The following is a 24247-nucleotide window of genomic DNA, read 5'->3' as shown; positions in this document are numbered from 1 at the left end:
GTTCGGACGAGGGCGCTTAGTGGGCCACATAACCGCTCATCACGGTGCTCATCAGGTAGCCAGTCCAGCGGCAACGGTCGCGGACCTCGTCATGGAAGGTGCCAGCTGGCGGATTCTTCGGATCGTAGGTGACCTGGGGGAGGTAGCGGTTGATGCTGGTGTTGGTGTTGCCGCCGCTCAGATTGTAAATGCAGTCCATGAGAGCCTGGCGCGCATTCAGCGCCGGCAGCGGCACAGGCGGTGCCTGGTTAGGCTCGATCAAGGTCGGGAACCGGGCCTTGAGAGTACCTCCGGAGAACCAGAGATCGCCTTTGTCCACAAGGGCCTTCGTCGCCACCCAATGAGCGTTCTGGATGCTCACATCACTTGGCTGGGCAGGGATGTTGCCACTGCCGCCATAAGCAGTGGCCAGGCTGGCGTAAAAGGTCGTGCGGTAAAGCAGGTTCCACTCGGTGTAGTCGAGCACGACACGCTCCTTCTGCTGGTTCGAGCCTGACAGGTCGGTGGTGTAGTAGCCCCAGTTTTTAGCGTGAGGCGGCACGGGAACGATGTACATCGGCGGCACAAGCGTGACGGTAACGTTGGCGGTCGGAGCCTGGTTGAGCGCGATGGTGAGGGTATCATGGGCGCCACCTGCGACCACAGCGGTGTTACCACCACTCTGAGTGACCACAAGCTGCGCACCTTCATTATCCGTGATGGAGGCGGTGACCGGAGGCACCGGCAGAAAGGTGAAGTTGGCATCGGTGCTGACGGCATTCGCGTGAGTGACAACACCTGAATGGCTGCCCTCGACAGCGGCGTCGTTGACCGCTGTCAGCGTGACGGTCTGCGGAGTGCTCCAGTTGCCGCTGGTGAAGGTGAGGCTGGCCTTGTCAGCTGTGACCTGTGCATCCGTGGAGATGCCGATCGTCACATTGGCAGTCGGCGCAGTGTTGAGCACGACATCATAAGTGTCAGTGGCTCCGCCTTCCGTGAGCAGCGTGCTGCCTCCGCTGGGCAGGATGCGCACCGCAGGCGTTTCATTGTCGGTGATCGTCATGAGCGCGATGCCACCCGGAAGGCCATTGAAGGCCGGGTCACTGCTGGTGACGGCATGAGAGACGCCACCGGTGTGCAGATAGCCGCTGCCCGTGTTGTAGAGCAGTTCCACCAAGGTATCATCCACCGGACGAAGAGTGACCGTCTGGAACGTGTTCCAGTTCGAGGGAGTGAAGGTGAGATTCGCAGAACTTCCGTAAACAAGCGTGCCGCCCGAAGGCACCGGCGGGGCAAGCTGAAGCTGCGCATTCGCCGTGCAGGCAAAGTTGACGTCAGCAGCAGGGGCACGACTCAAGGCCAGCCGGTAGGTGCTGGTGTTGCCATTCTCATGACCGCTAGGATTGTCGATCAAAAGCACGCGCAGATCGTCCTTGGCCAGCACGCTCACAGCGACCTGATGGATGGTCTGGCTGTTGAAGTTGGAGTCCGAGCTGGCGCTGGTGTGGGAGATCGTGACCGTGCGGGCACGTTCGGCATTCACACTGTTGTCAGCGCCGGAAAGCGTGAAGGTCTGAGGGGTGCTCCAGTTGGCCGAGGTAAAGGTCATGGAGGCCGGGCTGATGCTCAGCCCCTGGGCAGCGAAGGTGGTGGCGGCGCTGCCGCTCGCGACATTGTTGAAAGAGGCGACCGGCGTGACGGTGACGTTCTGCGTCGGAGCACTGCGCAGCACCACGGAATAGGTGTCTCCTGCCGTGCTGTCCTCATGCACCCGCGTGTCATTGCCCGTCACACCGATGATGATGCGGTTGTCATTGTCGGTGATGTTGTCCACGACCGTCTGAATGCCGGCGATGGTGGTCAGAAGACTCAGTCCGCTGCCGCTGACGGTGGCGGCAGCGCTCAAGGTCAGCGTCGTGGTGTTCGTGCTGCTGATTGAGGAAATGGTGGTGCCGTTCGTGATGCCAGGACCAAAGATGTTCATGCCTGCGGCAAGCCCCGCCGTGCTGTCCACCGTGACGGCCGTGCTGCCGGCAGTGGTCACACCATTGGTTAGCACCTTGCGATACCCCGAGGTGTCCGTGGTGGCGGTGATGGCCGCCAGAGTGAGTCCTGAACCGCTGGCCGTGGCAGCGGCACTGGCGACAAAAGTGGTGGCGTTCGTCACGCTCGCCACCTTTGCTCCTGCCGGGATGCCCGTGCCGTAAAGCAACGTGCCCGGGAGCAGCCCGCCTGTGCTGGCACAGGTGATGGTGGTGCCGCCGCTGGTGGTGACACCGCTGGTCAGCAGCAGCACTGCGCCCGTGGAATCTGGCGTGGTGCCGTAGGCGGCCAGCTCAACACCCGAAGCTGTCGCGGTGGCATTGGAGCTGAGCACGAAGGTGTTCGTCGTGGTATTGATGGACGAAATGGTGGCGTTCAGCGGGATGCCGGGACCGGCGACCACCATGCCGGTGAAGAGGCCGCCGACATTCGGGACAGTCACCGTGGCGTTGCCGTTCGTCGTGGCGGAGTTCACCAGCGGGATCACCACGGCAGAGCGGATGGCGTGAGTGATGCTGGAGCGGTGATTCCCCTCCACGGTCGTGTCATTGACCACTGTCACCGTGACGGTCTGCGGCACGTTCCAGTTGGCGGAGTTAAAGGTGAGTGCTGCCGGGGACACTGTCTGACCGGCGGTCGTGCTGGCACTGGTCACCCGGACCACCACATCACCATTGGGCGGCGTGGTCAGCTCGGCGGTGTAGGTGTCGATGTTCGAGCCACCCGTCCCACCCTCGGTCGTGGTGGTGATGCCGCCAGTCTGCACGATCTTCACAGCGGGGGACTCGTTGTCGAGAATGTTCACCGTGGCGGTGGCGGTGAGACCGAAGAACGCGGAATCACCCGAGCTGGCGGTGGCGGTGAGCGTCTGCCCCTGCGCCGCCTGGGTCAGCGTGGTCCCGAGAATGGCATAGGTGTCGTTGATGGTGTCGTCGACAGCACTGATCTGCACGGTCTGGGGAACGCTCCAGTTCGCGGGAGTGAAGACGAGCGTGGGCTTGTCAAAACTCATCTGGGAGTTGGCGGAGAGGGTGACGATCACCTGGGACTGCGGCGCATTGGAGAGATAGATGTCCACGCTGTCAGTGGCTGGATCCCCCTCGGTCACATAAGTGTTGCCACCGCTGATCACGGTTTCATTGCTGCCCAGGGAGCCGCCGCTCTGGATCATGATGAGGCTCTCGTTGCGGCGGTGCTGGTCGGTGATGAAGCAGTTCACCGTCTGGGCTGGCACCGCGTCAAAGGTGTCGTCCGTGGTGAGAGTGGTTTCGATGGCGTGACTGATGGTGGCGACCTCGCGCCCCTCCGTGACCATGTCTGCTACCGCGACCGTGGTGATCGTCTGGGTGGTGTTCCAGTTGGCATTGGTAAACGTCAGCCGCGCGGTGGCCGCAGGCAGGCTGGTGGCCGTGATGGTGATGTTGGTACTGGTGCCCAAGGCATTGGCGCTCATCACAAACGTGGTGCTGTTCGTGACCGAGCTGACGGTCGCGCCGCCAGCGATGTTCGTGCCGCTGATGAACATGCCCGGAAGCAGACCCGCTGTGGACGTCATCGTGGCCGTGGGGCTGCCGCTTGTGACATTGGAACCGGTGAAGGTGGCGGAGGAGCTTACCAGCAGGTCAGCGGAAGCTGCCGAGGTCACATCAATGACCACATTCTGGCCGGAGGGCGGCTGTTTCGTGAGGACGAGGGTGTGGGAATCCGTGCCCCCTTCGGTCGGCGTGCTGTTGCCGCTGCTTTCCACGATGCTGAAGCCAGCGGAGTCATTATCCTTGACCGGCACGAACACCGGCAGATGCGCGGGATTGTTGTAGAAAGGATCAGCGCTGCTGACCGCAAAGCGGATCATGCCATTGTGCGGCGTGACTTCGGCCGCGGCATCATCCACGGCCGTGACAGTCACGGTCTGCGCGGTGCCGCTGTTGGTGGTGGTGAAGGTCAGCGTGGTGGGCGACACAGAGATCTGCGCATCTGGAATCAGCGTCACCGTGACGCTGGCCGTGGGAGTCTTCGGCAGGGCGACGGTGAAGGTGTCAGAGACGTTGGGAGTTCCTCCCGTGCCTGCCGTGCCACCTTCTGAAACACCGGTGAAGACATTGGTATGAGCAACGGTGAGCGGCACAAGGTCATTGTCGATGACCATGACTCCCACCGCGTTCGCCTTGAGACCTTTGTAAGCACTGTCGGAAGAGGTCACCAGCACACCGATGGTGGTCGCCACATCTCCTTCGACCGTCGCGTCATTCAGCGCTGTGACGGTCACATTCTGGCCCGTGCTCCAGTTGGCAGAAGTGAAAGTGAGAGTGCTCACTGAGCAGGTGGCCTGAGTGGAAGGAGTCAGCGTCACCGTCACGTCAGAGGTCGGCTGCTGGGTGAGGGCGACTGTGAAATCATCCGTGGCACCACCTTCCACCACCGTGGTGGAACCGCCGGACTGCGTGATGGAAACCGCAGCCATGTCATTGTCAACGATGGTCACATCCAGACCCGTGTGCGTGGCTGACCAAATATTGTTATACGTGGTGTCGAGAATACCCTCGCTCGTGGCGCTGGCGATGATCTTGGAGTTCGTCACGTTCGGTGGCACCACACTGAAGGTGACGGTAGGATTGCCGGTGTATCCAGAGCCTGGATTGGCAATGACGATGCTGGCGATGCCGCCCGTGGCATTTAATGTGCAGAAGCCCGTAGCCGTGGTGCCCGAGGTCGGCGCACTGAACGTGACATTCGGCGGAGTCATATAGCCAGCCCCTGCAGCGGTGATGCTGGTGGCCGTCACCACTCCGCCCGTCTGGGTTGCAGTGGCAGTGGCATTGGAGGGAAGCACATTGGGATACCAGGCGCGGCGCAGGCCCTGGCTCAGCGCATCATCTGCCGCGCGGACATTGACGGTCTGCGGCGTGGCATAGTTCGCGGGAGTGAAGGTCAGGTTCGCAGGCTCGCAGATGATGCTGTTGGAACCAAGGTTGACGACCACATTGGCACCCCCGGTCGGAGCGAAGCGGAGAGAGACCTGGATGGTGTCCACACCCGCGCCAGATGTGGCGCCTTCCACAACTCGCGTCTCGTTGTTGCCCGCGTGCGCCATGATAACGCGGTTGTCGTCGTCCGTGACAGGCACGGTGACGACCTGCGCCGGCACGGCGGTGTAGTTGCCACCGGAAGCGGTGATGGCGAGAGTGCCGTAATGGTAAGGATTGGCCGGGTAGCTGCCTTCCGTCGTCGTCTCCTGGTTGCCACGCACAAGCACTGCCTGGGCCACATTCCAATTGCCCGTGGTGAAGGTGCGGGTGACCGCCGCCGTCTGAAAGGTCGTGCCCCCCGTGGTGGTGTTCATCATGAGCTGCGTGCCCGTGGTGGTGGACTGCGTGATGGTGACCGTGACAGTGGCGCTCGGCAGCTTCGTCAGCACAATGTTAAAGCTGTCCACGATGCCTGCTGTTGCGACGTTAAACGTGTTGTTCTCAGTCACAGCCGTGCTGCCGCCGGTCTCCGTGACGAGGATGCCGTAACTGTTGGCACCGTCATCATTGTCCACCACATTGACAGGCAGAGAAGTGGTTAGGCTGTTCCAGGCGCCGATGCTGCTGACGCTGGTGAATGTCAGCGTGTCATTCGCCGTGCCTGCGGTCTCGCTGACCACATCCTGCACAGCGGTCACCGTCACTGTCTGGTCGGTGTTCCAGTTGGTGGAGTCAAAGCTCAACGAAGAAGGTGATGCTGAAGCCTGGGAACTGGTGGAGGCCACGTTCACGGTGACGCTGCTGCCGGTGGGTGGAGGAGACTGGAGGCGCACGGTGACCGTGTCCGTATTGCCGCCTTCCTGCACCCAGGTGCTGAAGCTGCTGTGCAGAGCCAGAATGCCCTCATTAGGCGCAGTATTGTCCGTGTAACTGATGTCCACCGGCGTGGTGGGAATGCTGTCGAAGCCAGAACCAGTGCCGGCGACGGTGAAGCGCAGCCGGCTGTTCTCCACACTGGAAAGATTGGGCGCCGTGTTGGCCGCCACGACAGTCAGTGTCTGGGGAGTGTTCCAGTTCGCCGAGGTGAAGGTGAGGGAGTTGATGAAGGTGGCGCCGCCATCGAGTGAAAAGCGCACCGCAGGTGTGGCGAAGTTGTTGTTCAGCAGGAAGTCGGAGATGTTGGCATCCGAGCCCGGCTGGGTGGACATGCCCACCAGATTCGACCAAGTAAAGTTGTAGTGAGTGTTCACCTTGGCCACCACGTTGGCCTCGGTGCTGATCTGCAGTTCCGGAGCAAACAAGCCCGCCTCGGCCATGGGCCCCGGCAGGATGTAGTCAGGCAGGAACCAGTTGAAGACGGAAGGAGCGCGCTGCGGACTCTGGCCGATGGCTCCCGTGAGGTCGTTGAAACGAAAGCGGAACGGCCCGGTGGCCCAGCCCGCAGGCAGCGAGGGCGGATTCGTGTTGTCCGTCGAGTATTTGGCCAGTTCCGTGCCTGGATAGCCCTTGGGCAGCGGGCTGTCACCATCCGTGAAACCGGTGTCCTGCGCGAGGATGGACATCGGTGCGCCGGAGAAGGCGCGGAAAGCGCGCAAAGTCGCCGCGAAAGCCACGATCGGCTCCTTCACCCTGCCATGCGAGATGGAGCTGTCCGAAAGCTGGAGAGAGCGTGACTCGTAGTCTAACAAAATAGCTTTCAACACCTCGCCGAGGTTGCCGTTCGTGTCCCGGTAACGCTTCTGCACGCGGTAGACATAGCCTGCGGACGGATTCGAGGTGACGAGGCGCTGGATGAGCCAGCGGGAAATGTTTACCGGCGTGTTCTGGTGACCGTTGTAGGCCGTGTTGGAGGCTGGATCTCCTGCGAGGCAGTTGTGCGCCAGTGCCAGGTCCACATCCGCCGCAGCGTGCGTCTGCGCATCCGTCATGCTTGTGATGGTCTGCGCCGGAATGACCGACTCACCGGATTTGCCGGCGAGCAGAGTCTTGGCGCCAAAGTCATGATACTGCGTGGAAGCGATGCGGCCGATGGCCTTCATCGGATAGACCCAGGGTGCCGGCCAGAAAAGATGGCCGTTCTGGGCCGTGAACCAGGTGTTGGTCGCCGAGGAGCCGTTGAACAGGATGAGACCGCTGGTGCGCGTGGAGGTGGAGGGATTGGCGAGCAGTGACGTATTGCTATAAGCCGCGTAGTAGCTGGCTGCATGCTGCGCCCCATGGGTGAAGCCGGTCATCACGCGGGCCAGTTCGGTGATGTCCGTCTGATCATAGGTGGGGATGGGCAGGCCTGAGGAATCCAGCACCAGGCTGCCGTCCGGATGCCGCAGGATCAGGCCGATGGAGAAGAGCTGCATGATTTCACGCGCATAGTTCTCATCAGGACTCACGATCAGCCCGCCGCCCGCGTCATAGGTCATGCGGTTGTTGAAGCTGGAGAGGTAGAAACCCATCATCGGGTTGTAACTCACCTGCGAGAGCAGGTTGCGATACTTGCCAAAAGCACCTGCGGCCAGCATGTCCCAGAAATTGGCGGTGCCGTAGTGCCGGGTGGCGCAGGTCTGGTCCGCCTCGGAAATGATGAGAATCTCGCTCAGCGCCTGGGTAAAGCGCTGGCGCACCTGGTCCTTTGACTGCAAAATCATCCCCCACCACTCACGGCGCCGGTTCGGGCCATCGATCGGGTAGTTGTTGCTCGTCGTGTTGTTGTCCGCCGTGGTGCCGAAAGTGGGATTGCCCGCCGCATCATAGGTCACGGTGTAGCGGGCGCCGTTGATCTGCGGATCGGCAGCGTAATGGATCGGCTTGTTGCCGCGCAGCATGAAGTCCTCATTGTCTCCCGCCATCACCAGCGTCTGGAAGTTCACGGTCGGCGTCAGCGTGGAGTTCATCTGGTCGTCCAGCCAGTCTGTCAGGCCCAGGAGATAAGCATTGGTGGCTGCCTGGGCCGTCGGGCCGGCACCCAGCGCATTCACACGCGTGGTCACCTTGGCGCGGATCTGGTCATACATGGCCGTCGTGCCGCCCCAGGTGCACTGGGACATGAACCGCCAGATGTCTCGCTCGATCTGCTCCTCCGTCACGATCTGGAAGCCGGAGGTTCCAGCGTCCGGTGCCACCAGCGAAGGCGCGTTCGGGTTGAAGGTCGTCGAGCCCGAGGCCTTATTGAAAAGACCGAAGATCTCCTTGTCCGAAAAATTGGCGGAAGAGACAGCGCAGCCGATCTGGCCGGCCACAAGGGCAGTCAGGAAAGCCTGGTCCGTCGAATAATGCCCGGGCTTGTCCTCAATGAGATAAGTAAACCCCGAGACCTGACCGGTGGGAAGCGCCGGGGCCAGGTCATTGGTCGTGCCTTCGCGGACGTAAGCGGTGTTCTGCACCGAGGAGAGGTTGTTGAACACCACGGAGATGGAAGCGCTGGTGTTGTCACCATTCACGATGGCCGTGGCATAACCGGTGGCCGTCGTCGCCGCGCCAGACTCATGTCCCAGGTAGGCCACATAGAGCTGCGTGTTCTCAGCATTCGCGGGGTTGGCATCGCCGATGGTCAGCGTTCCAGACGGACCGGGGACATTGGACGTCCCGGGAAGATCCAAGGTCACCTTCACAGCCTCGGGCACCTCGTCTGTGCTGTCCTGCACCGGCGTGATGGCAACCTCATAAGGGGTGCCCGGAACACCGGCCCCGGCCGGAATGTTCACCGTACTGAGCGTATAGTCACCGGCAGAAGCGCTGGCCTTGGTGATGTCCGTGGCCCCTGCCGCCCCGTTCATGCCGATGCCGCTCAGAGCCATCGTGCCGTAGCTGCGTACCAGCCGGAGCTTGCCGGGAGTCGGCACCGGGGAACTCGCCGTCTTGTCCTCTTTTTCGTAGCCATTGGCCGTGGACTCCACCGTCAGGGACAGCAGAGAGTGCAGCGTGTCACCGTCCGAGGCACCATTGCCGGTCGAGCTCGCCAGGGCGGGGTTCATGCCCAGCTGCCCTTCCGCCCAGTCACTGACCCCGTCGCCATCACTGTCCCAGTCCGTGGTTTCGATCTTGTAAAACTTGCTCCCGCCGGACTTCGTGATCGTGATGGTTTGCGTGGGATTGCTCGTGCTCGGGATGAACTGGGAGGCTCCGTTCACTGGCGAAAGATGTGTTTCCACCGTGGCAAAGGTGCCCGTCGGAGACACCGCATCGCTCAGGATGCGATAACGCTTCCCCTTTTCCGCATCAAAGGTGAACGTCACCGTCGTGCTGGTGACGGCGGTGTTCCCCACCTTGATCACATCATTCGGATTGCGCGGATCCGTGCCCGCCACCGACTCCACGTAGTTGGAGGCCCCGTCAAAGTCCGTGTCAGCATTCGGCGCCAGGCCCCAGCCATTGTAGAGGCCCTGCCACACATCGCACAGCGTGTCGGGGCTTCCCGCTCCCGGCCCTGTGCTGTAGTAGTCCGTGTCTGCCCAAAGAGGCGAAAAACCTGCCAAAGACACGATCGCACAAAGAAGGGTTGGCGCGGCAGGGCGCAAAAAAGCACGCATGGAAAGGTAGGAGAGCGGGGTTGGAGCGCTTGAACTGCGGAAACCGGGCTTGGTTGTTCCAGCAGATATTTTTCACGTTTATCAAACCAACCTCCTCAACGTCAAGACAATGCGTGTCAGGCTATGCCCACCGGTCTTCCGCTTACTCCTCCTGCTGTCCGCGACAGGGGTCCAAGCAATACTCTTAATACAACCAAAAGACCCTGAGAATCGCCTTTCTGCGTCAGAAACGGGCGGAGATCGGCATGGGAGCTGCGTCTGGTCAATCGGCCAAAAGGCCTGATTTCCCCTCGTATCGGCCTCCTTGAAGCTTAAACTTCATCACCCACTGGTAGCACCAGAACAAATATCGTCTCGACACCGTCACAAAAAATCAGTAACGATTGCCCCAATTCGGGGTTTATACCATTGTCCCTCAAAATCTTCTCTCCATGAAAACGACCAAACTCGCTACCCTTCTCGCAGCGCTGGCCCTCTCCCCTGCCTTCGCCGCTGAAACCGACCCTGTGGGATTTGTCAGCGTAACGGTCCCTGCTCACTCGGATGCTATTCTTGCTGTGCCATTGAATCGTGCAGCCGAGTTCAAAGGCGTCATCCAGTCGATTTCTGGCAACGTTATCACCGTCGCTGGCACCCCAGGCTGGACGGCCAATGCCTTTGCTCCTGGTGTGACGGCCAACAAGACCTACGCCGTCCAGATCGCCAGCGGTGCCAAGGAGGGCTTGGTGGGTCGTGTCACCGCGAACAGCAACAATACGCTGACCGTGACTCTTGCTGCGAGTGATGATCTGACGGGAATCGGAACGGTGGCAGCTCCCGTTGATCCAGATGGCGCAGGCCCCCTGACAGCCCAGTCGGATCAGATTGACGTCATGCCTTATTGGACTCCATCTGCGCTGTTTGGCACTAATGCGGCTGCCGGATCTCAGTTTCTTGGCTTCCAAGATGCCAATGCTGGCATCAACGTCGGTAACAGTGAGCAGTATACCTGCACGACTCCTGGTAGTTGGGAAGATGATATCAATTTCGGCCAGGACGCCACGCATGCTGTTCTGGACTTCGGCAGCGGGTTCATCATCCGCAATAATGGCAACACTACAATGAGCCTGTCCTTCGTTGGCAGCGTGCCCATGTCTAAGCATCGGACCCGTCTGGCCACCAAGTCCAACAATGTGGCTCAAGATATTGCTATTGGCTTCATGTCGCCTGTTCCTGAAAAGCTGAGCACTGTGGGTGATCCGACGGTGGCAGTCCCTCAACAGACCGCAAATTTCCTCAACTTCCCGGTTGCCGTTGGTGATAAAATTTTGGGCTTCGACAACTCACTTCCAGGCATCAATAAAGGTAACTCCGTTCAGTTTACCTGGAACGGCACCGAGTGGGAGGACGACATCAACTTTGGTCAAGTCGCCAACTATCAGACAACCCTCCAGCCTGGTTTCGGCTACATCTACCGTCGCGCTGCCACCGGCACCGCAAATTCTTTGGTGTGGAACAAAATCCCGGCCTACCTGCAGTAAGCCCAACACAAGATAGAGGTCGACTCTACTATGACATTCAAAAAAATTTTAGCTTTCAGTGCAGTTGCACTCTTCGCATCTTTTGCCGAAGCGACTGTGACCATCTCGTTCAGCGGCACTGGTGCTCGAGCCATTGGCTTCCTCAACAATGGTGGTACTGCTGTGTCTGGTATGAGGTATGGCATTGTCATCGACAGCGGCACCAACGGGTTTTCGGAAGGCAACTACGCCTCCTTCAACACCGGCGCCACGGTCGGTGCACCAGTGAACCTCTCGCTGATCGGCGGGGGCGCCACAAATGACTACTTCTACACTGCAAGTTCCGGCAATACGACAGTCGCATCCATCAGTGCGAGTGGTGCAGATGCGGGTGGTGCTGGTGCTATTGGATCATTGACTGGCGTGCCTACCCAGAGCGAGCTGCAAGGTCTCTTGCCAGGTGTGTTCACCGGTGCATCAAGCTACCGGTTCGGAATCATGTGGTTTGATACAGCCTCTGCTGGAGGTCCCTACTATGGATTCTACACGGATCCATCGTTTGTCATTCCAACAGCTGGCCCTTCGGTCGAGTTGAGCGCACCCTTCGTCGGCACATCTGGTCCTGGAGACGCTCCGAAGAACGCGAGCTACAGCTTTACGGCAGGCCCGGTCCCCGAGCCTTCCCGCATGATGCTGCTGGGCTTTGGCCTGGTCGGTCTGCTCTTCCGCCGTCGTCGTTAAGATCACACTGCGAACGTTTTCAGAGCAGCCTCAGAACTCCAGTTCTGAGGCTGTTTTGTTTGGGGAGTGGACGCTTCATTCAGACGTCCCGTCTTGCCTGGGCATGCAGACTTGGTCTCGTTTGCGTTTTGCGCGCGGCGGATCATTGCGCTACGCTCCGCCCCACGACTGATTGAATGAATTACCCTGAGCAAGCCCGCCGCACCATCCGCATCGAGATCGAAGAGCTGGAGAGCCTGCAAACGCGCATTGGCGACTCCTTCGCCTCAGCCATCGCGACGCTGCTGCGTGCGCTGGAAAAGCGCGGCAAGATCATCGTCTGCGGGGTCGGTAAGAGCGGCAACATCGGCCAGAAGCTCGCCGCCACGCTGAACAGCACGGGTGCCACCACAGTCTGCCTGAATGTGGGTGATGCCCTGCACGGCGATCTCGGCGTCATTGATCCAGGAGACATTGCCCTGCTCCTCAGCTACAGCGGCGAAACCACGGAACTGCTCTCCCTCCTGCCCCACCTGAAGCGCCTGGATCTGCCGATCATCGCCATGACCGGCGGGCTCAGCTCCACCCTCGCCCGCCATGCCGACCATGTGCTGGACGTGCAGGTCAGCAAGGAAGCCTGCCCGCTGAATCTCGCCCCCACCTCCAGCACCACCGCCATGCTCGTGCTGGGTGATGCGCTCGCCATGGTCCTCCTCGAAGCCCGCGGTTTCCAGGCGGAGGACTTTGCCAAACTGCACCCCGGCGGCTCGCTCGGCCGCGCCTTGCTCACCCGCGTCTCGGATGTGATGCGCTCGGGAGAGCAGCTCGCCCTCGTCCAGCCGGACTGCACGGTCAGCCAGGCCCTGGAGGCCATGACCAAAGCCCGCGCCGGTGCCGCCATCGTGGCCAATGCCGACGGCACTCTCGCCGGCGTCTTCACGCATGGCGACTTCGTCCGCGCCTTCCAAAGGAACCACGCCATCTCCGATCTGCCGGTTTCCGGCTTCATGACGCGGAACCCGATCAGCATCCAGGCAGACAAGCTCGCCGCTGAAGTGCTGGCCACGCTCGAAAAAGTCCGCATCGACGACCTCGTTGTCCTGGATGCCGAACGTCGGCCAGTTGGCTTGGTGGACACTCAGGATCTTACCAGACTGCATTTGCTGTGAGGTGAGATGATCACGAAGTCGCGGAGCGCCACGACCTAACAAAAACAGGTCATTCGGATATACCGAATCACGCACCGACCGGATGCCACGTCGTCTTAAACTCCACCAGCGCCCGGATCTCCTCCACGCCCTGCCTGCCGTCCGCGAACCAGTCGATGGTCTCCTCGGCCTTCAGCAGATGCACGCGCTTCACACTCTCAGCCGCGCCGAGCCGCAGAGTCTTGCGGTCATCTGCATTCACCACACCGCTCAGTGCACGCAAATGCTCATGGGTGGCAAAGGTCGGGATCAGTTCGTGGCGAAAACCTGTCAGCAGATTCACCACACCGCCAGGAAGATCACTTGTGGCCAGCATCTCCCCTAACAAGATGCTTGGATAGGGCTGTGTCGTGCTCGCCAGGGCCACCACGCAGTTGCCGCTTGTGATCGCCGGCAGGATCAATGAGACCAGCGCCAGCAGCGGCGAAGCATCAGGGGCGATGACACCGATGATCCCCACCGGCTCCGTCACGGTGAAGTTGAAATGCGCGGACGCCACGGGGTTCACACTGCCGAGCACCTGCTCATACTTGTCCGTCCAGCCCGCGTAATGAACGATGCGATCAATCGCGGTCGTGACCTCGCGAGTTGCATCGCCGCCCTTGGCTCCACCCATGACGAGAGCATCCCGGAGCTCATTACCACGCGCCTCGATCATCTCCGCGAGGCGATACAAGATCTGTCCACGATTGAAGGCCGACCGCTTCGCCCAGCCCGGCCCTGCTTTCGCCGCAGCCTCCACCGCATTGCGCAGATCTTTGCGCGTGCACTGAGGGATGTTCGCAAGGAATCCTCCCTCGGAATCACGCAGCTCCGTCACGCGCCCGCTCTCACTGCGGATGAAGGCTCCACCGACGTAGCACTTCGGGGTCTTGGTAATGTGGATTCGGGTCATGGAACGAACGATATGGGAAATGACGAATGAGTAAGCACGAATGACGAAAGTATGACGAATTCCAAATGATCTGCCGAAGCACTCCCCGATGGGCATGTCACCCTTTCGGCATTCGAGATTGAGAGTTCTTTCGTCATTCGGATTTACTCATTCGTCATTCATGGCCGAGGTCTAACTAATTTTAAGATAATCTAACAAACCCTGCTTCCCGCCTTCCCTTCCGAAGCCGCTCTCCTTGTAGCCGCCGAAGGGGCTGGCGGGATCGAACTTGTTGTAGGTGTTGGCCCAGACGACGCCGGCCTTCAACAAGGTGCTCATCTTCAGGATGCGGCTGCCTTTATCGGTCCACACACCCGCACTCAAACCATAGGCAGTGTTGTTCGCCTTCTCCACGGCTTCCTCAGGCGTGCGGAAGGTCAGGATGCTCAGCACCGGACCGAAAATCTCCTCGCGTGCGATGCGGTGGCTCATGCTCACATTCGCAAAGACACTGGGGCGGAAGAAGAAACCCTTCGTCGGCAGTTTGCACGCGCTCTGGTGCAGCTCCGCGCCTTCATCCACACCGCTCTTCACCAGCGCGGTGATCCTCTCCAGCTGCTCGCGGCTGTTGATGGCACCGATGTCCGTGTTTTTGTCCATGGGGTCTCCCACACGCAGCACGGCCATGCGCCGCTTCAGCTTCGCCAGCACTTCATCCGCCACACTTTCCTGCACCAGCAGGCGGGAGCCCGCGCAACAGACGTGGCCTTGATTGAAGAAGATGCCATTCACGATGCCCTCCACCGCCTGATCCAGCGGCGCATCATCGAAGACGATGTTCGCGGCCTTGCCACCCAGCTCCATCGTCATCTTCTTCTCCGTGCCTGCGAGGCTGCGCATGATCAGCTTTCCGACCTCCGTGCTGCCGGTGAAGGCCACCTTCGTCGTGAGCGGATGATTGATCACGGCGGCGCCGGTCTCACCCGCACCGCTGACGATGTTCACCACCCCCTTCGGCAGACCCGCCTCCTGGCAGATCTCGCCAAACTTCAGCGCGGTGATGCTGGTGGTCTCCGCAGGCTTCAGCACCACGCAGTTCCCGGTGGCAAGCGCTGGAGCAATCTTCCACGCGAGCATGAGCAGCGGAAAATTCCACGGGATCACCTGCCCCACCACCCCGTGTGGCGAGAGCTTCCTGCCTGGCGCCAGAAACTCCAGCTTGTCCGCCCAACCGGCATGATAAAAGAAATGCGCCGCAGCCATCGGCACATCGAAGTCACGAGATTCCTTGATCGGCTTCCCGCCATCCAGCGTCTCGGCAATGGCAAACTCCCGCGCATGATCCTGCAGCAGCCGGGCGATGCGATACAGATACTTCCCTCTCTCCTGGCCGGACGTCTTGCTCCAAACATGGGTGAAGGCCTTCTGCGCCGCCTTGCAGGCCGCATCCACATCATTCGCGCCCGCCAGTGCGATGTCCGCGATCTTCGTCTCATCCGCCGGATTGATCGTGGGGAAATACTTCCCGGACTTCGCGGGCACAAATTCACCATTGATGAAGAGATCATACTTCTTCTTCATCTTCGGATCCGCCGTCTCCGGCGCAGGATCATACTCCCAGAGATCGCCAAAGACGAGCTCGCGTGCGGGATGGGTCTTCGCCGTGGTCTTGGATGGCGTTTTAGGCATAACAAAAAGCGTTTTCAATATCCTTCCGTGGCTTCGCTGAAGTTCCAGGGAGCTTGGTAAGCACCCGTGCGCTCCTTTTCGAGCTGGCGGACAAGGTCGTTCAAAAGAGCTGAGGCACCGAAACGATAGCGCCGGTTGTTCAGCCATTCGTCACCGAGCGTCTCCTTCACGGCGATGAGGAAGTGTAATGCCTGCTTGGCCGTGCGAATGCCGCCCGCAGGCTTCATCGCGATCGGCACGCCCGTGGCGAGGTAGTGATCACGGATGGCCTCCAGCATGACCTGATTGTTGCCCAAGGTGGCGTTGGAGTTCGTCTTGCCTGTGCTGGTCTTGATGAAATCACCCGGGCGGATCACGCGCATGGCCAGGAAGCTGGCGGCGCGGATGTTGTCATAGGTCTCCAGTTCGCTGACTTCGAGAATGACCTTCAGCGTGGCCTTGCCACAGGCCTCCACCACCGCGGCGATCTCGTCCTGCATCAAACCGAACTCTCCGGAAAGAAACGCGCCGCGATTGATCACCATGTCGATCTCATCCGCGCCATCGGCCACTGCCGCACGAACCTCCGCGAGCCTGGTCTTCAGCGGCGCCTGGCCTGATGGGAAAGCCGTGGCCACCGAAGCAATCTTCACCTGAGTGCCGCCCACATGCTTTCGCGCATGCCTAACCATCGATGGATAAACGCACACGGCCGCGGTCGGTGGAATGTCCCCTTCATCATGCGGGCACAGTGCTTTCTGGCAGAGGGAGGCCACCTTCCCTGGCGTGTCCTTGCCCTCCAGCGTGGTGAGGTCCACCATCGTCACCGCGAGCCGCAGACCAAAGACCTTCGACTTTTTCTTCAGGCTGCGCGTGGTATGCTTCGCCACACGCTCCTCGATGCCGACCTGGTCGACGGTGCCAATCTCATCAAACAGACGGCGAAGGCTGATGGGAGTTTGGGGTGCTGGCATGGAGTCTGTGTTACACGATGGCCATGACTCTGACAATCCGGGAACGTGTTTCAAACAGGCCGTGACACAGCTCACTTGCCGAAACGCAGCCGGTCCGCGAACTTGATCGGGAGCCCTGCTTCCTCGATGGCACGTTGGGCGGCGGCAATGTCATAGGGCACACGCCGCCACCACACGTCCTTCTGCTCGGGGCGGTAGATCAGATAGCAGGCATTTTCATCCCCATCACGCGGCTGCCCCACAGAGCCGACATTCACCAGTTGTTTGAGTGCCATGTCGATGCTCTCCAGGCTCGTGATGCTCCGCTCATCAGTCTCTCCTGCCACCCAGAAGGCCGGCCAGTGCGAGTGACCAATGAAGCAAAGCGGCCTCTGCTGATGCATGAAGTGCGCGGATGCGTGAGATGCCGTGAGCACATAGCCCCACCCTGCGGGATTCTTCAGCGTGGCATGCACCGCCTGAAAATCTGGATGCTCAAGCGTCATGGGCAGCTCTCTTAGCCACTGACGTTGATCCGTCGTCAGCGCCTGCTCAGTCCAGTCCCACATCATGGCCATGGTGATGCCCACATCGTCCCCCGCAGGAATGCCGTCGGCCACCATGGAGTCATGATTGCCCTTCACGGTAACGATGCCTCGCTCCCGCAGCACATCCACACACTCACCAGGCTGGCCGCCATAACCCACCACATCCCCGAGACAGATGATCTGCGTCACACCTTGTTCGGCGATGTCCGCGAGCACGGCACTCAGCGCAGGGAGGTTCCCATGAATGTCACTGATGAAGGCGATGGAGTCCGGCATGAACCCCAGAATACGCCAAACGGCTTCGAATGCCATTCGAAGCCGTTGGAGATAAAGTCAGATCAAGAGGCGTGCGAGCCCCTGAACTCACACCGTGTAGCGCAGCACACTCGCGATTCTGGAGCGCATGTCCTTGCGCTCCACGATCATGTCCACAAGGCCGTGCTGCTTCATGAACTCAGCCGTCTGGAAGCCGGGAGGAAGATCGGCATGAGTCGTCTCCTTCACCACGCGCGGACCGGCAAAGCCGATCATGCACTTTGGTTCAGCGATGATGAGATCGCCAAGGGTCGCAAAGCTCGCGGTGACACCACCCGTGGTGGGATGCGTGAGCACGGAAATGTAAGGCAGGCGCGCCTCGGCATGGCGGGCCAGGGCGCCGCTCGTCTTGGCCATCTGCATGAGGCTCAGGATACCCTCATGCATGCGGGCACCACCGGAAGCGGAGAAGACGATGACAGGTTTCTTTTCCGCCGTGGCGGTCTCAATGGCGCGGGTGATTTTTTCACCCACCACACTGCCCATGGAGGCACCCAGGAAGCGGAAGTCCATGACGGCCAGCAGCACCGGAATGGCCTCAATGCTCGCACGTCCCGTGACCACAGCCTCCTTGAGGCCGGTCTTGTTCTGATAGGCCTTCACCTTGTCCACGTAACCTTTGAAGCCGAGCGCATCCACGGAGTCGATCTGCAGATCCATCTCCTCAAAGGTGCCTTCGTCCACCAGGCTGGCGATGCGCTCAGGACTGCTGATGGTGAAATGGTAGCCGCAATTCGTGCAGACACGCAGGTTCTTCGCCAGGGCTTGCTCGAAGAGGCTTTCGTTGCAGGACGGGCACTTCGTCCACAAGCCTTCTGGCATGTCTTTCTTTTTCTCGCCGAGGTCGCTGACAGTACGCTTTTTGAAAAATCCCATGATGTTTTGATTGGTATCCAGTTACGGGAGGGCCGCTGTCCCAGACTCCCCGGATTGGCAAGCCAGCGGAGCGCCAGGCACCCGCCTGGCATGGGTCAAACGGCCCGGCCTGAGCCGGACATGAGGGTGAGACTAGCCACGGGCGGCGGTGATGACCACCACTTTTTCTGCTCCGGCCTCTCTCCGCAGCACCCGGGCGCACTCGTGGGAGGTCGCGCCAGTCGTCAGGACATCGTCCACCAGCAGCACCTTTTTACCCCGGACATCTGCTCCCCGGCTCCAGAAACGCCACCGGGGAGGCAGGGCAAAGACGCCGCGCAGGTTCTCCAGCCGCTCCTGGCGGTTCAGGCGGGCCTGGGTGGCAGACTTCCGCGTGCGCCACAGCACCTGGCCGGCCGGTATGCCGGTGCGGGCGGAGAGCTCCTGGCAGAGCTCCCAGCTTTGGTTGAAGCTGCGCTGCACCTGCCGCATCCAGTGCAGCGGCACCGGCACGAGCATCCATTGGGAAAGGTCCTCCTTCGCCAGGCGCGGCTCCTCCAGGGCAGTCATGAGCGCATCCGCCAGCAGGCCGCGCAGGGAGAGATCCCGGCTGTATTTGAAGCGATGCAGCACCTCCCGCAGGCGTCCATTGGCCTTAAATCCTGAGATGGCGAACTCAAACGCCAGGCGTCGCCCGCTGCAGTTCGAGCAGACGAAGTCGCGATCCATCGCCCCGCCGAAGTCCTCGCCGCAAATCGAGCAGTAAGGCGCCTCGATCCGGTCCATCTCGCCAATGCATTTTCCGCACAGCCATCGCGTCAGCCCCCTGGATGCGGCTGCTGATTCGGAAGGTAGAAAGACCTCGCAGGCCCGGCATCGGCACGGATACACCACTCGCAGCATCCTCCTCTCCACAGTCGTCCACCAGCGCTCTGCCTGATGGGGAGATGATGGACCGGGATAGGACATGCGGATTGGCCAGATTTGAGGCGATCTGACGATGACAGGCAAGATAACAGATTTCCTCCCGCCGAGATTCGCTTATCCTGGCGCCACCCACCCTATGTACGCAGCCGGCCCCAAGAATCCCCTCCATGGCATCACCCTCGAGATGATGCTGAGACAACTCGTGGACCATTACGGCTGGGAGATGCTCGGGCAGATGATCAAGATCAACTGCTTCAATTTTCATCCGAGCATCAAGTCCAGCCTCACCTTCCTGCGCCGCACTGAATGGGCGCGCAAAAAGGTCGAGGAACTGTATCTCGACTCGCTGCCCGACATGCAGCCGAAGCCTGAGGCTGAAGCAGAACCAGAGAAGCCTGCTGAAAACGAGGCATCGGGAGACACCCAATCCCCGAACCAATAATGCAGAAAGATTAAGGGAAGAAAGATTTCAGAACCCAAGCAAAAGAGAATCTTTCTACCAAACTTCAAGGCCGCTCCGCCACAAAGATGGCATGCGTGCAGCGCTTCGCCTGCGGATACGCTTTGCAGGGCACCGTCTCGGTTTTAAAGCCTGCCTTGGTGAGACGCTTCTCGAACCGCGGATCATCCTTCGCCGACCAGAAAGTAGCGCGGCCTTTGGGCTTCAGCGCACGCATGATGGCCGAGAAGCCTTGAGATTGATACAAGCGCTCATTGCCATCTTGCACCATGGCGATGGGGCCATTGTCCACGTCCAGCATGATCGCATCATAGTGGCCTTTCGGTGCCTGCTCGATAAGCGGGAACACATCTCCGACCGTCAGCAGCACACGGGAATCATCCAGCAGGGCACCATTCAGCTCGCGCAGATGCTCGCGGTTCCAGGCTACGATCTCGGGAAGCAGTTCTGCCACTTCCACGACTGCGTCGGGTTGGGGCAGCAGGTCCAGCACACGACGCAGGGTGAAACCCAGCCCGAGACCCCCGATCAAGACCCGCACCTCTTTCTGGCCGCCCAACTTCGCACAGGCCAGATCCCCCAGCACCTTTTCCGACTCCGAGGCATTCGTTCCCATCAGCGGCTGACGGTCCACCCGGATGTAAAAATGGGTGTCGTGGGAGTGCAGCGTCATCTCCGCACCATCAGGAGTGCGCGCCGAGGCGAGTTGGAGGAAGGGTTTCAATGTCCGCCGCACTTCGCCTGAAATGTCACGCCGCGCATCTTGAAAAGCGCGGCGCTGCTGGACTAGGCCGGCTCGCCCTCACCGGACTCTTCTTCCTCCTCGCCCGAATCTTCGATGGCGGGGTAAAGCTCCTCTGCGAGTTTGTGCGCCATCTTGGTGTTTTCCACCTGTGGCAGCACATTCAGCATGGCCAGCCGGGCACAGAACTCCTGGGCATCCTCTTTCTCAAACAGACGGAGGTTCAGCATCACGTCTCCGCGGCTCACCGTGGAGAGGAAGAAAAACACCGCGTGCTGGCTGGAGGGGATCCCGCCGATCTTGGCCCCGGTCACCTCCGTGATCTTGACGGCGGTGCGCTTCATGAGGCTGGTGTAGAGCACCAGACGGCCATCGAAGAAGAACCGGATGAAGGCCACGTTCAAATGGCAGAACAGGCCCAGCAGGATGAAGATCACGGCATAAAGGGTCTGGCCAGGCTTTTGCAGCAGGAAGATGCCCAGGCCGATCAAAGGCACGCCTGCCATGAAAAAGGCCAGCAGATGCGTGCGCCGGGCCGCGCGCAGTTCCATCGGCGGTAGGGACATCACCTCGGCCAGGGCATCGTCATCCGGCAGTTCCACAGGCACAGCCGCGGCGGACTTCTTCTTTTGCACGAACCAGCCGATGACCGCGATGAGAATCAGAAACGCTCCACCACCGATCATGACCCAGATGTCCGACGGTTTGGGAAGGCTGGCCACAGGAGCGTTGTTCCCCGGATTCTTCGGCACATAGCGCACCTGGATCACGCCTGCCTTCACCGCCGCGTCATAGTCAGACTGGGGGAGCGCAGACCAGAGATTTTTCCGGCCCAGAAAGTCATTCCTCGTCACCTCCGGCCCATCAGCCGCAGGCTTGAAGGCATAGCGAAGGCGATAGGTGCTCTTATCCCCTTTTTCCTCGTGCTGGCTCTCCGTGACCTTGGCCTCCACCACCTGACCATCCCTCGTCAGTGCCCTCAGCGACTGCCAGCAGCCGACTCCGAGGAGCAGCATGGCGATTCCGGCCAGGATCAGACCTGCCGTGACTCGGGGAGAATTGTATTGTTGAATATCAAACTGTTGGGACATGGGAGACGCCGTTTTTCACCCGTTGGGCCAAGAGCAGTCAATCCTAAATCTTAGGCCGCCTGATCAATCCTCCCTCATGCCAGCCACGACTTCCAAAAAGTGTCTTGAGCGTTGGTTGCATTGACGCTTGACTGAATCATACTCGCCCGAACACTATTTATCAGTTTCCATCACCATGCTCTCCTTCTTGAAAATCCGTAACCTCGCCCTTGTGGAAGATGTGACCTGGGACCTGGCTCCGGGACTGGTCGGGGTGACTGGGGAGACCGGCGCGGGCAAGTCCATCATCGTCGGCGCTCTGAAGCTCATTTTGGGAGAGCGTGCCGACCGCACCCTCATCCGCACCGGTCAGGAGACCTGCGCTGTGGAGGCCAGCTTTCATCTGAAGGACACCCGCGCCGTGGATGCGGTGCTGGAAGAGGCAGGGCTGGAGCCCTGCCAGGACGGCGAACTGCTGATCAAGCGCGCCATCAGCACCGGCGGCGCGAACAAACAGTTCGTTAACTGCTCCCCGGTCACCATCCAGGTGCTCAAATCCCTCGGCGAGCTGCTGGTGGATCTTCACGGCCCGCATGACCACCAGTCCCTGAACTCCCAGGAACGCCAGCTTGAGATGCTGGACCAGTTTGCAGGAGTCGAGGATAACCTAACCACCTATGAGGAAGCGTGGAAGCAGTGGCGCGCGGCGGTGACGGAGCTCGAAGACCTCGAAAACAGCGAGCGTGCCGGCACCCAGCAGCTGGACATGCTGAAGTTCCAGGTGAACGAGATCTCTGCCGCTGAGCTGAAGGCAGGCGAGGAAGAGGAGATCGAAGGCCGTCACCGCATCGCCGCGAACGGCGCCCGTCTCGCCGAGCTTTGCGGCTCCATCTCCAGCCGCCTCAGCGGTGAGGAAGGCGGCGTGCTGGATGCCCTGCGCGAGATTGCCCGCAGCATCCATGATCTGGAGAAGATCGATCCCGCTTCCGCGAAGATGTTTGAAGGCTTTCAATCAGCCCTCATCGAGCTCACCGACCTGGAAAGCAGCGTGCAGGACTATGCCGAGGAACTGGAGATTGATCCCGCCGAGCTCGCGCAGCTTGATCGCCGCATCCACACCATCCAGACGCTGAAGCGCAAATACGGCTCCACTGTCCAGGCCATCCTCGACTTCCAGGCTGAGGCCGAAGCCAGGCTCTCGAAGATCGAAAACCGTGGCGAGGAGCTCGAGCGTCTCGGCAAGCTCGTCCAGGATCGCCGCGCGCAGGTGGACAAGCTCGGCAAGCATCTTAGCGACAAACGCGGCAAGACCGCGCCGAAGCTCGCCAAGGAAGTGGCCACGCATCTTGCCGATCTTGGTTTCAAGCGCAGCGTCTTTGAGGCCCAGCTCGCCCCGCTCACCGAACCTGCACGCCATGGTTTTGAAGAAGTGGACTTCCAGTTTGCCCCGAACCCTGGCGAGCCTCTAAAGCCTCTGCGCCTCACCGCCTCCAGCGGTGAAATGTCACGCGTGCTCCTCGCCGTGAAGAGCGCGCTGGCGAAGCAGGACATCGTCCCGCTCATGGTCTTTGACGAGATCGACGCGAATGTCGGCGGGAACATCGCCGAGGCCGTCGGCCGCAAGATGGCCTCGCTGGGCAGCACCCATCAGGTCATCGCCATCACCCACTTCCCGCAGGTCGCCTCGCTGGCCCGCAGCCACTTCGTTGTCACCAAGGACATCGAAGGCAACCGCACCAAATCCACCATCCGCGAGATCATCGATGGCGAGCGCGTGGAAGAGCTGGCGAGAATGCTCGGCGGCAAGCTGGAGTCCGCTAGAGAGCATGCACGGGCTCTTCTGGCTGCCGCGTGAAGACAGCATCACTTTAGGTTCAAAATCGGCCGCTAACCGTCCGCAAAGACCGGACGGTCACACCCGTTGGTTTCCGACCATGAAGTTCCCTGCCCTTCTCATTTTTCTGGCCGCGCCTCTTTTTGCCCAGGATGCGCTCAAGTCATCGCTGGTCTTCCATGCCTCGTTTGACGCGTCGCTGAACGCAGACTTCAGCAAGGGCGACAAGACAGCGATGATCAAGAAGGGCAAGGATCTCATCCCCTGCGAGCCTAACGAAGATGTGAAACTCTCCCCCACCGGCGGCAAGTTTGGCGGCTGCGTTCATTTCCCGAAGAAGGGCCTCACACGCCCGCAGTTCAGCGGCGTGAACATGCTGGGTTACAATGACAAAAGCTGGAACGCCTCTGTCTCTGTCTGGCTGCGCCTCACGCCAGATCAGGATCTGGAGCCCGGCTACTGTGATCCCGTACAAATCACCGGGGATGACACAAAGAAAGGCTACGTCTTCCTCGAGTTCTCCAAGGATGAGAACCCGCGCTACTTCCGCTACGCGGTGCGACCGCTCTTTGAGATTTGGAATCCCACGAACGAGCAGTGGGCAGACATCCCCTTTGAAAAGCGCCCCATGGTGCAGGTCTCCAAGCCACCCTTCACCCGTGACACCTGGACACATGTGGTCTTCACCCTTTCCGAGATTAACAACAAGTCTGCCAAGCCTTCCGGCGCGCTTTACCTCAATGGCAAAAAGCAAGGCAGCATCGATGGCTGGGAGCTAACCTTCGGCTGGGATCCAGCATCCGTGGCACTCGTGCTCGGCGCATCCTATGTGGGTCATCAGGATGACCTCGCCGTCTTCAACCGCGCCTTGAACGATGCCGAAGTCACTCAACTCTTCGAACTCAAAGGTGGCGTGAGTGATTTGCGCTGAAGTCGCGAAGCGTCCCGGAGTGCGGTGGCAAGCGCTAAGGCGCGACACCGCTAGGTGCGCAGAGAATGCTCTCGAGATAGGAAAGCGTAGCGTGCGCACAAGAGCGGTGTCGACGAGGCACGGCTGCTCCGT

General features: G+C 60.3%; 15 protein-coding genes. 6 read left to right on the top strand and 9 right to left on the bottom strand.

The genetic code is table 11. The features are described from left to right. Positions 1–16 precede the first annotated feature (16 nt). Entirely contained in the window at positions 17–9511 is a 9495-nt protein-coding gene (locus tag BGE01nite_RS19555) for a DUF1800 family protein (protein WP_146852780.1), read from the bottom strand. A 431-nt stretch (positions 9512–9942) separates the two neighbouring features. Between BGE01nite_RS19555 and BGE01nite_RS19550 the strand changes: the two genes are divergently transcribed. The 3 genes from BGE01nite_RS19550 (at position 9943) to BGE01nite_RS19540 (ending at position 12899) form a co-directional block, all read left to right on the top strand. After that, a complete protein-coding gene (locus tag BGE01nite_RS19550) occupies positions 9943–11031 on the top strand; it encodes a TIGR02597 family protein (protein WP_146852778.1) in 1089 nt (362 codons plus the stop codon). Positions 11032–11127: 96 nt separating this feature from the next. Continuing rightward, entirely contained in the window at positions 11128–11751 is a 624-nt protein-coding gene (locus tag BGE01nite_RS19545) for a PEP-CTERM sorting domain-containing protein (protein WP_170266905.1), read from the top strand. Between the two features lie 176 nt (positions 11752–11927). Then, complete coding sequence (locus BGE01nite_RS19540; RefSeq protein ID WP_146852774.1) at positions 11928–12899, top strand: KpsF/GutQ family sugar-phosphate isomerase; 972 nt, start codon at positions 11928–11930, stop codon at positions 12897–12899. A gap of 67 nt (positions 12900–12966) precedes the next feature. Here the strand turns inward: BGE01nite_RS19540 and BGE01nite_RS19535 are convergent, their stop codons facing one another. The 6 genes from BGE01nite_RS19535 to BGE01nite_RS19510 form a co-directional block, all read right to left on the bottom strand. Then, the gene (locus BGE01nite_RS19535) at positions 12967–13833 is read right to left on the bottom strand and encodes an aldehyde dehydrogenase family protein (protein WP_174770058.1); all 867 of its coding nucleotides are present in this window, start codon (positions 13831–13833) and stop codon (positions 12967–12969) included. A gap of 171 nt (positions 13834–14004) precedes the next feature. After that, a complete protein-coding gene (locus BGE01nite_RS19530; RefSeq protein WP_146852772.1) occupies positions 14005–15501 on the bottom strand; it encodes an aldehyde dehydrogenase family protein in 1497 nt (498 codons plus the stop codon). A 14-nt stretch (positions 15502–15515) separates the two neighbouring features. Beyond that, positions 15516–16454 (bottom strand): deoxyribose-phosphate aldolase, encoded by a 939-nt coding sequence (gene deoC, locus BGE01nite_RS19525; protein WP_146852770.1) that lies wholly within the window; start codon positions 16452–16454, stop codon positions 15516–15518. 71 nt (positions 16455–16525) lie between these two features. Then, entirely contained in the window at positions 16526–17257 is a 732-nt protein-coding gene (locus BGE01nite_RS19520; protein WP_170266904.1) for a metallophosphoesterase family protein, read from the bottom strand. Positions 17258–17344: 87 nt separating this feature from the next. Then, on the bottom strand, positions 17345–18172 hold the full coding sequence (accD, locus tag BGE01nite_RS19515) for an acetyl-CoA carboxylase, carboxyltransferase subunit beta (protein ID WP_146852766.1): 828 nt from the start codon (positions 18170–18172) through the stop codon (positions 17345–17347). Between the two features lie 132 nt (positions 18173–18304). Continuing rightward, a complete protein-coding gene (locus BGE01nite_RS19510; RefSeq protein ID WP_170266903.1) occupies positions 18305–18937 on the bottom strand; it encodes a ComF family protein in 633 nt (210 codons plus the stop codon). A gap of 277 nt (positions 18938–19214) precedes the next feature. Here BGE01nite_RS19510 and BGE01nite_RS19505 point away from each other — a divergent pair, with 277 nt between their 5' ends. Beyond that, complete coding sequence (locus BGE01nite_RS19505; protein WP_146852762.1) at positions 19215–19520, top strand: VF530 family protein; 306 nt, start codon at positions 19215–19217, stop codon at positions 19518–19520. A gap of 64 nt (positions 19521–19584) precedes the next feature. Here the strand turns inward: BGE01nite_RS19505 and BGE01nite_RS19500 are convergent, their stop codons facing one another. Continuing rightward, positions 19585–20262 (bottom strand): spermine/spermidine synthase domain-containing protein, encoded by a 678-nt coding sequence (locus tag BGE01nite_RS19500; protein ID WP_146852760.1) that lies wholly within the window; start codon positions 20260–20262, stop codon positions 19585–19587. A 62-nt stretch (positions 20263–20324) separates the two neighbouring features. After that, entirely contained in the window at positions 20325–21296 is a 972-nt protein-coding gene (locus tag BGE01nite_RS19495; RefSeq protein ID WP_218033042.1) for a DUF3592 domain-containing protein, read from the bottom strand. Between the two features lie 250 nt (positions 21297–21546). Between BGE01nite_RS19495 and recN the strand changes: the two genes are divergently transcribed. Both recN and BGE01nite_RS19485 read left to right on the top strand, forming a co-directional pair. Then, positions 21547–23205, top strand: a complete 1659-nt coding sequence (gene recN / locus BGE01nite_RS19490; protein ID WP_146852756.1) for a DNA repair protein RecN — start codon at positions 21547–21549, stop codon at positions 23203–23205. Positions 23206–23284: 79 nt separating this feature from the next. Then, entirely contained in the window at positions 23285–24115 is an 831-nt protein-coding gene (locus tag BGE01nite_RS19485) for a LamG-like jellyroll fold domain-containing protein (protein WP_170266902.1), read from the top strand. Positions 24116–24247: the final 132 nt, after the last annotated feature.

The organism is Prosthecobacter gellanilyticus, assembly GCF_007992435.1.
GTDB classification, from domain to species: Bacteria; Verrucomicrobiota; Verrucomicrobiia; order Verrucomicrobiales; family Verrucomicrobiaceae; genus Prosthecobacter; species Prosthecobacter gellanilyticus.
This window is presented reverse-complemented; position numbering and strand designations above follow the sequence as displayed.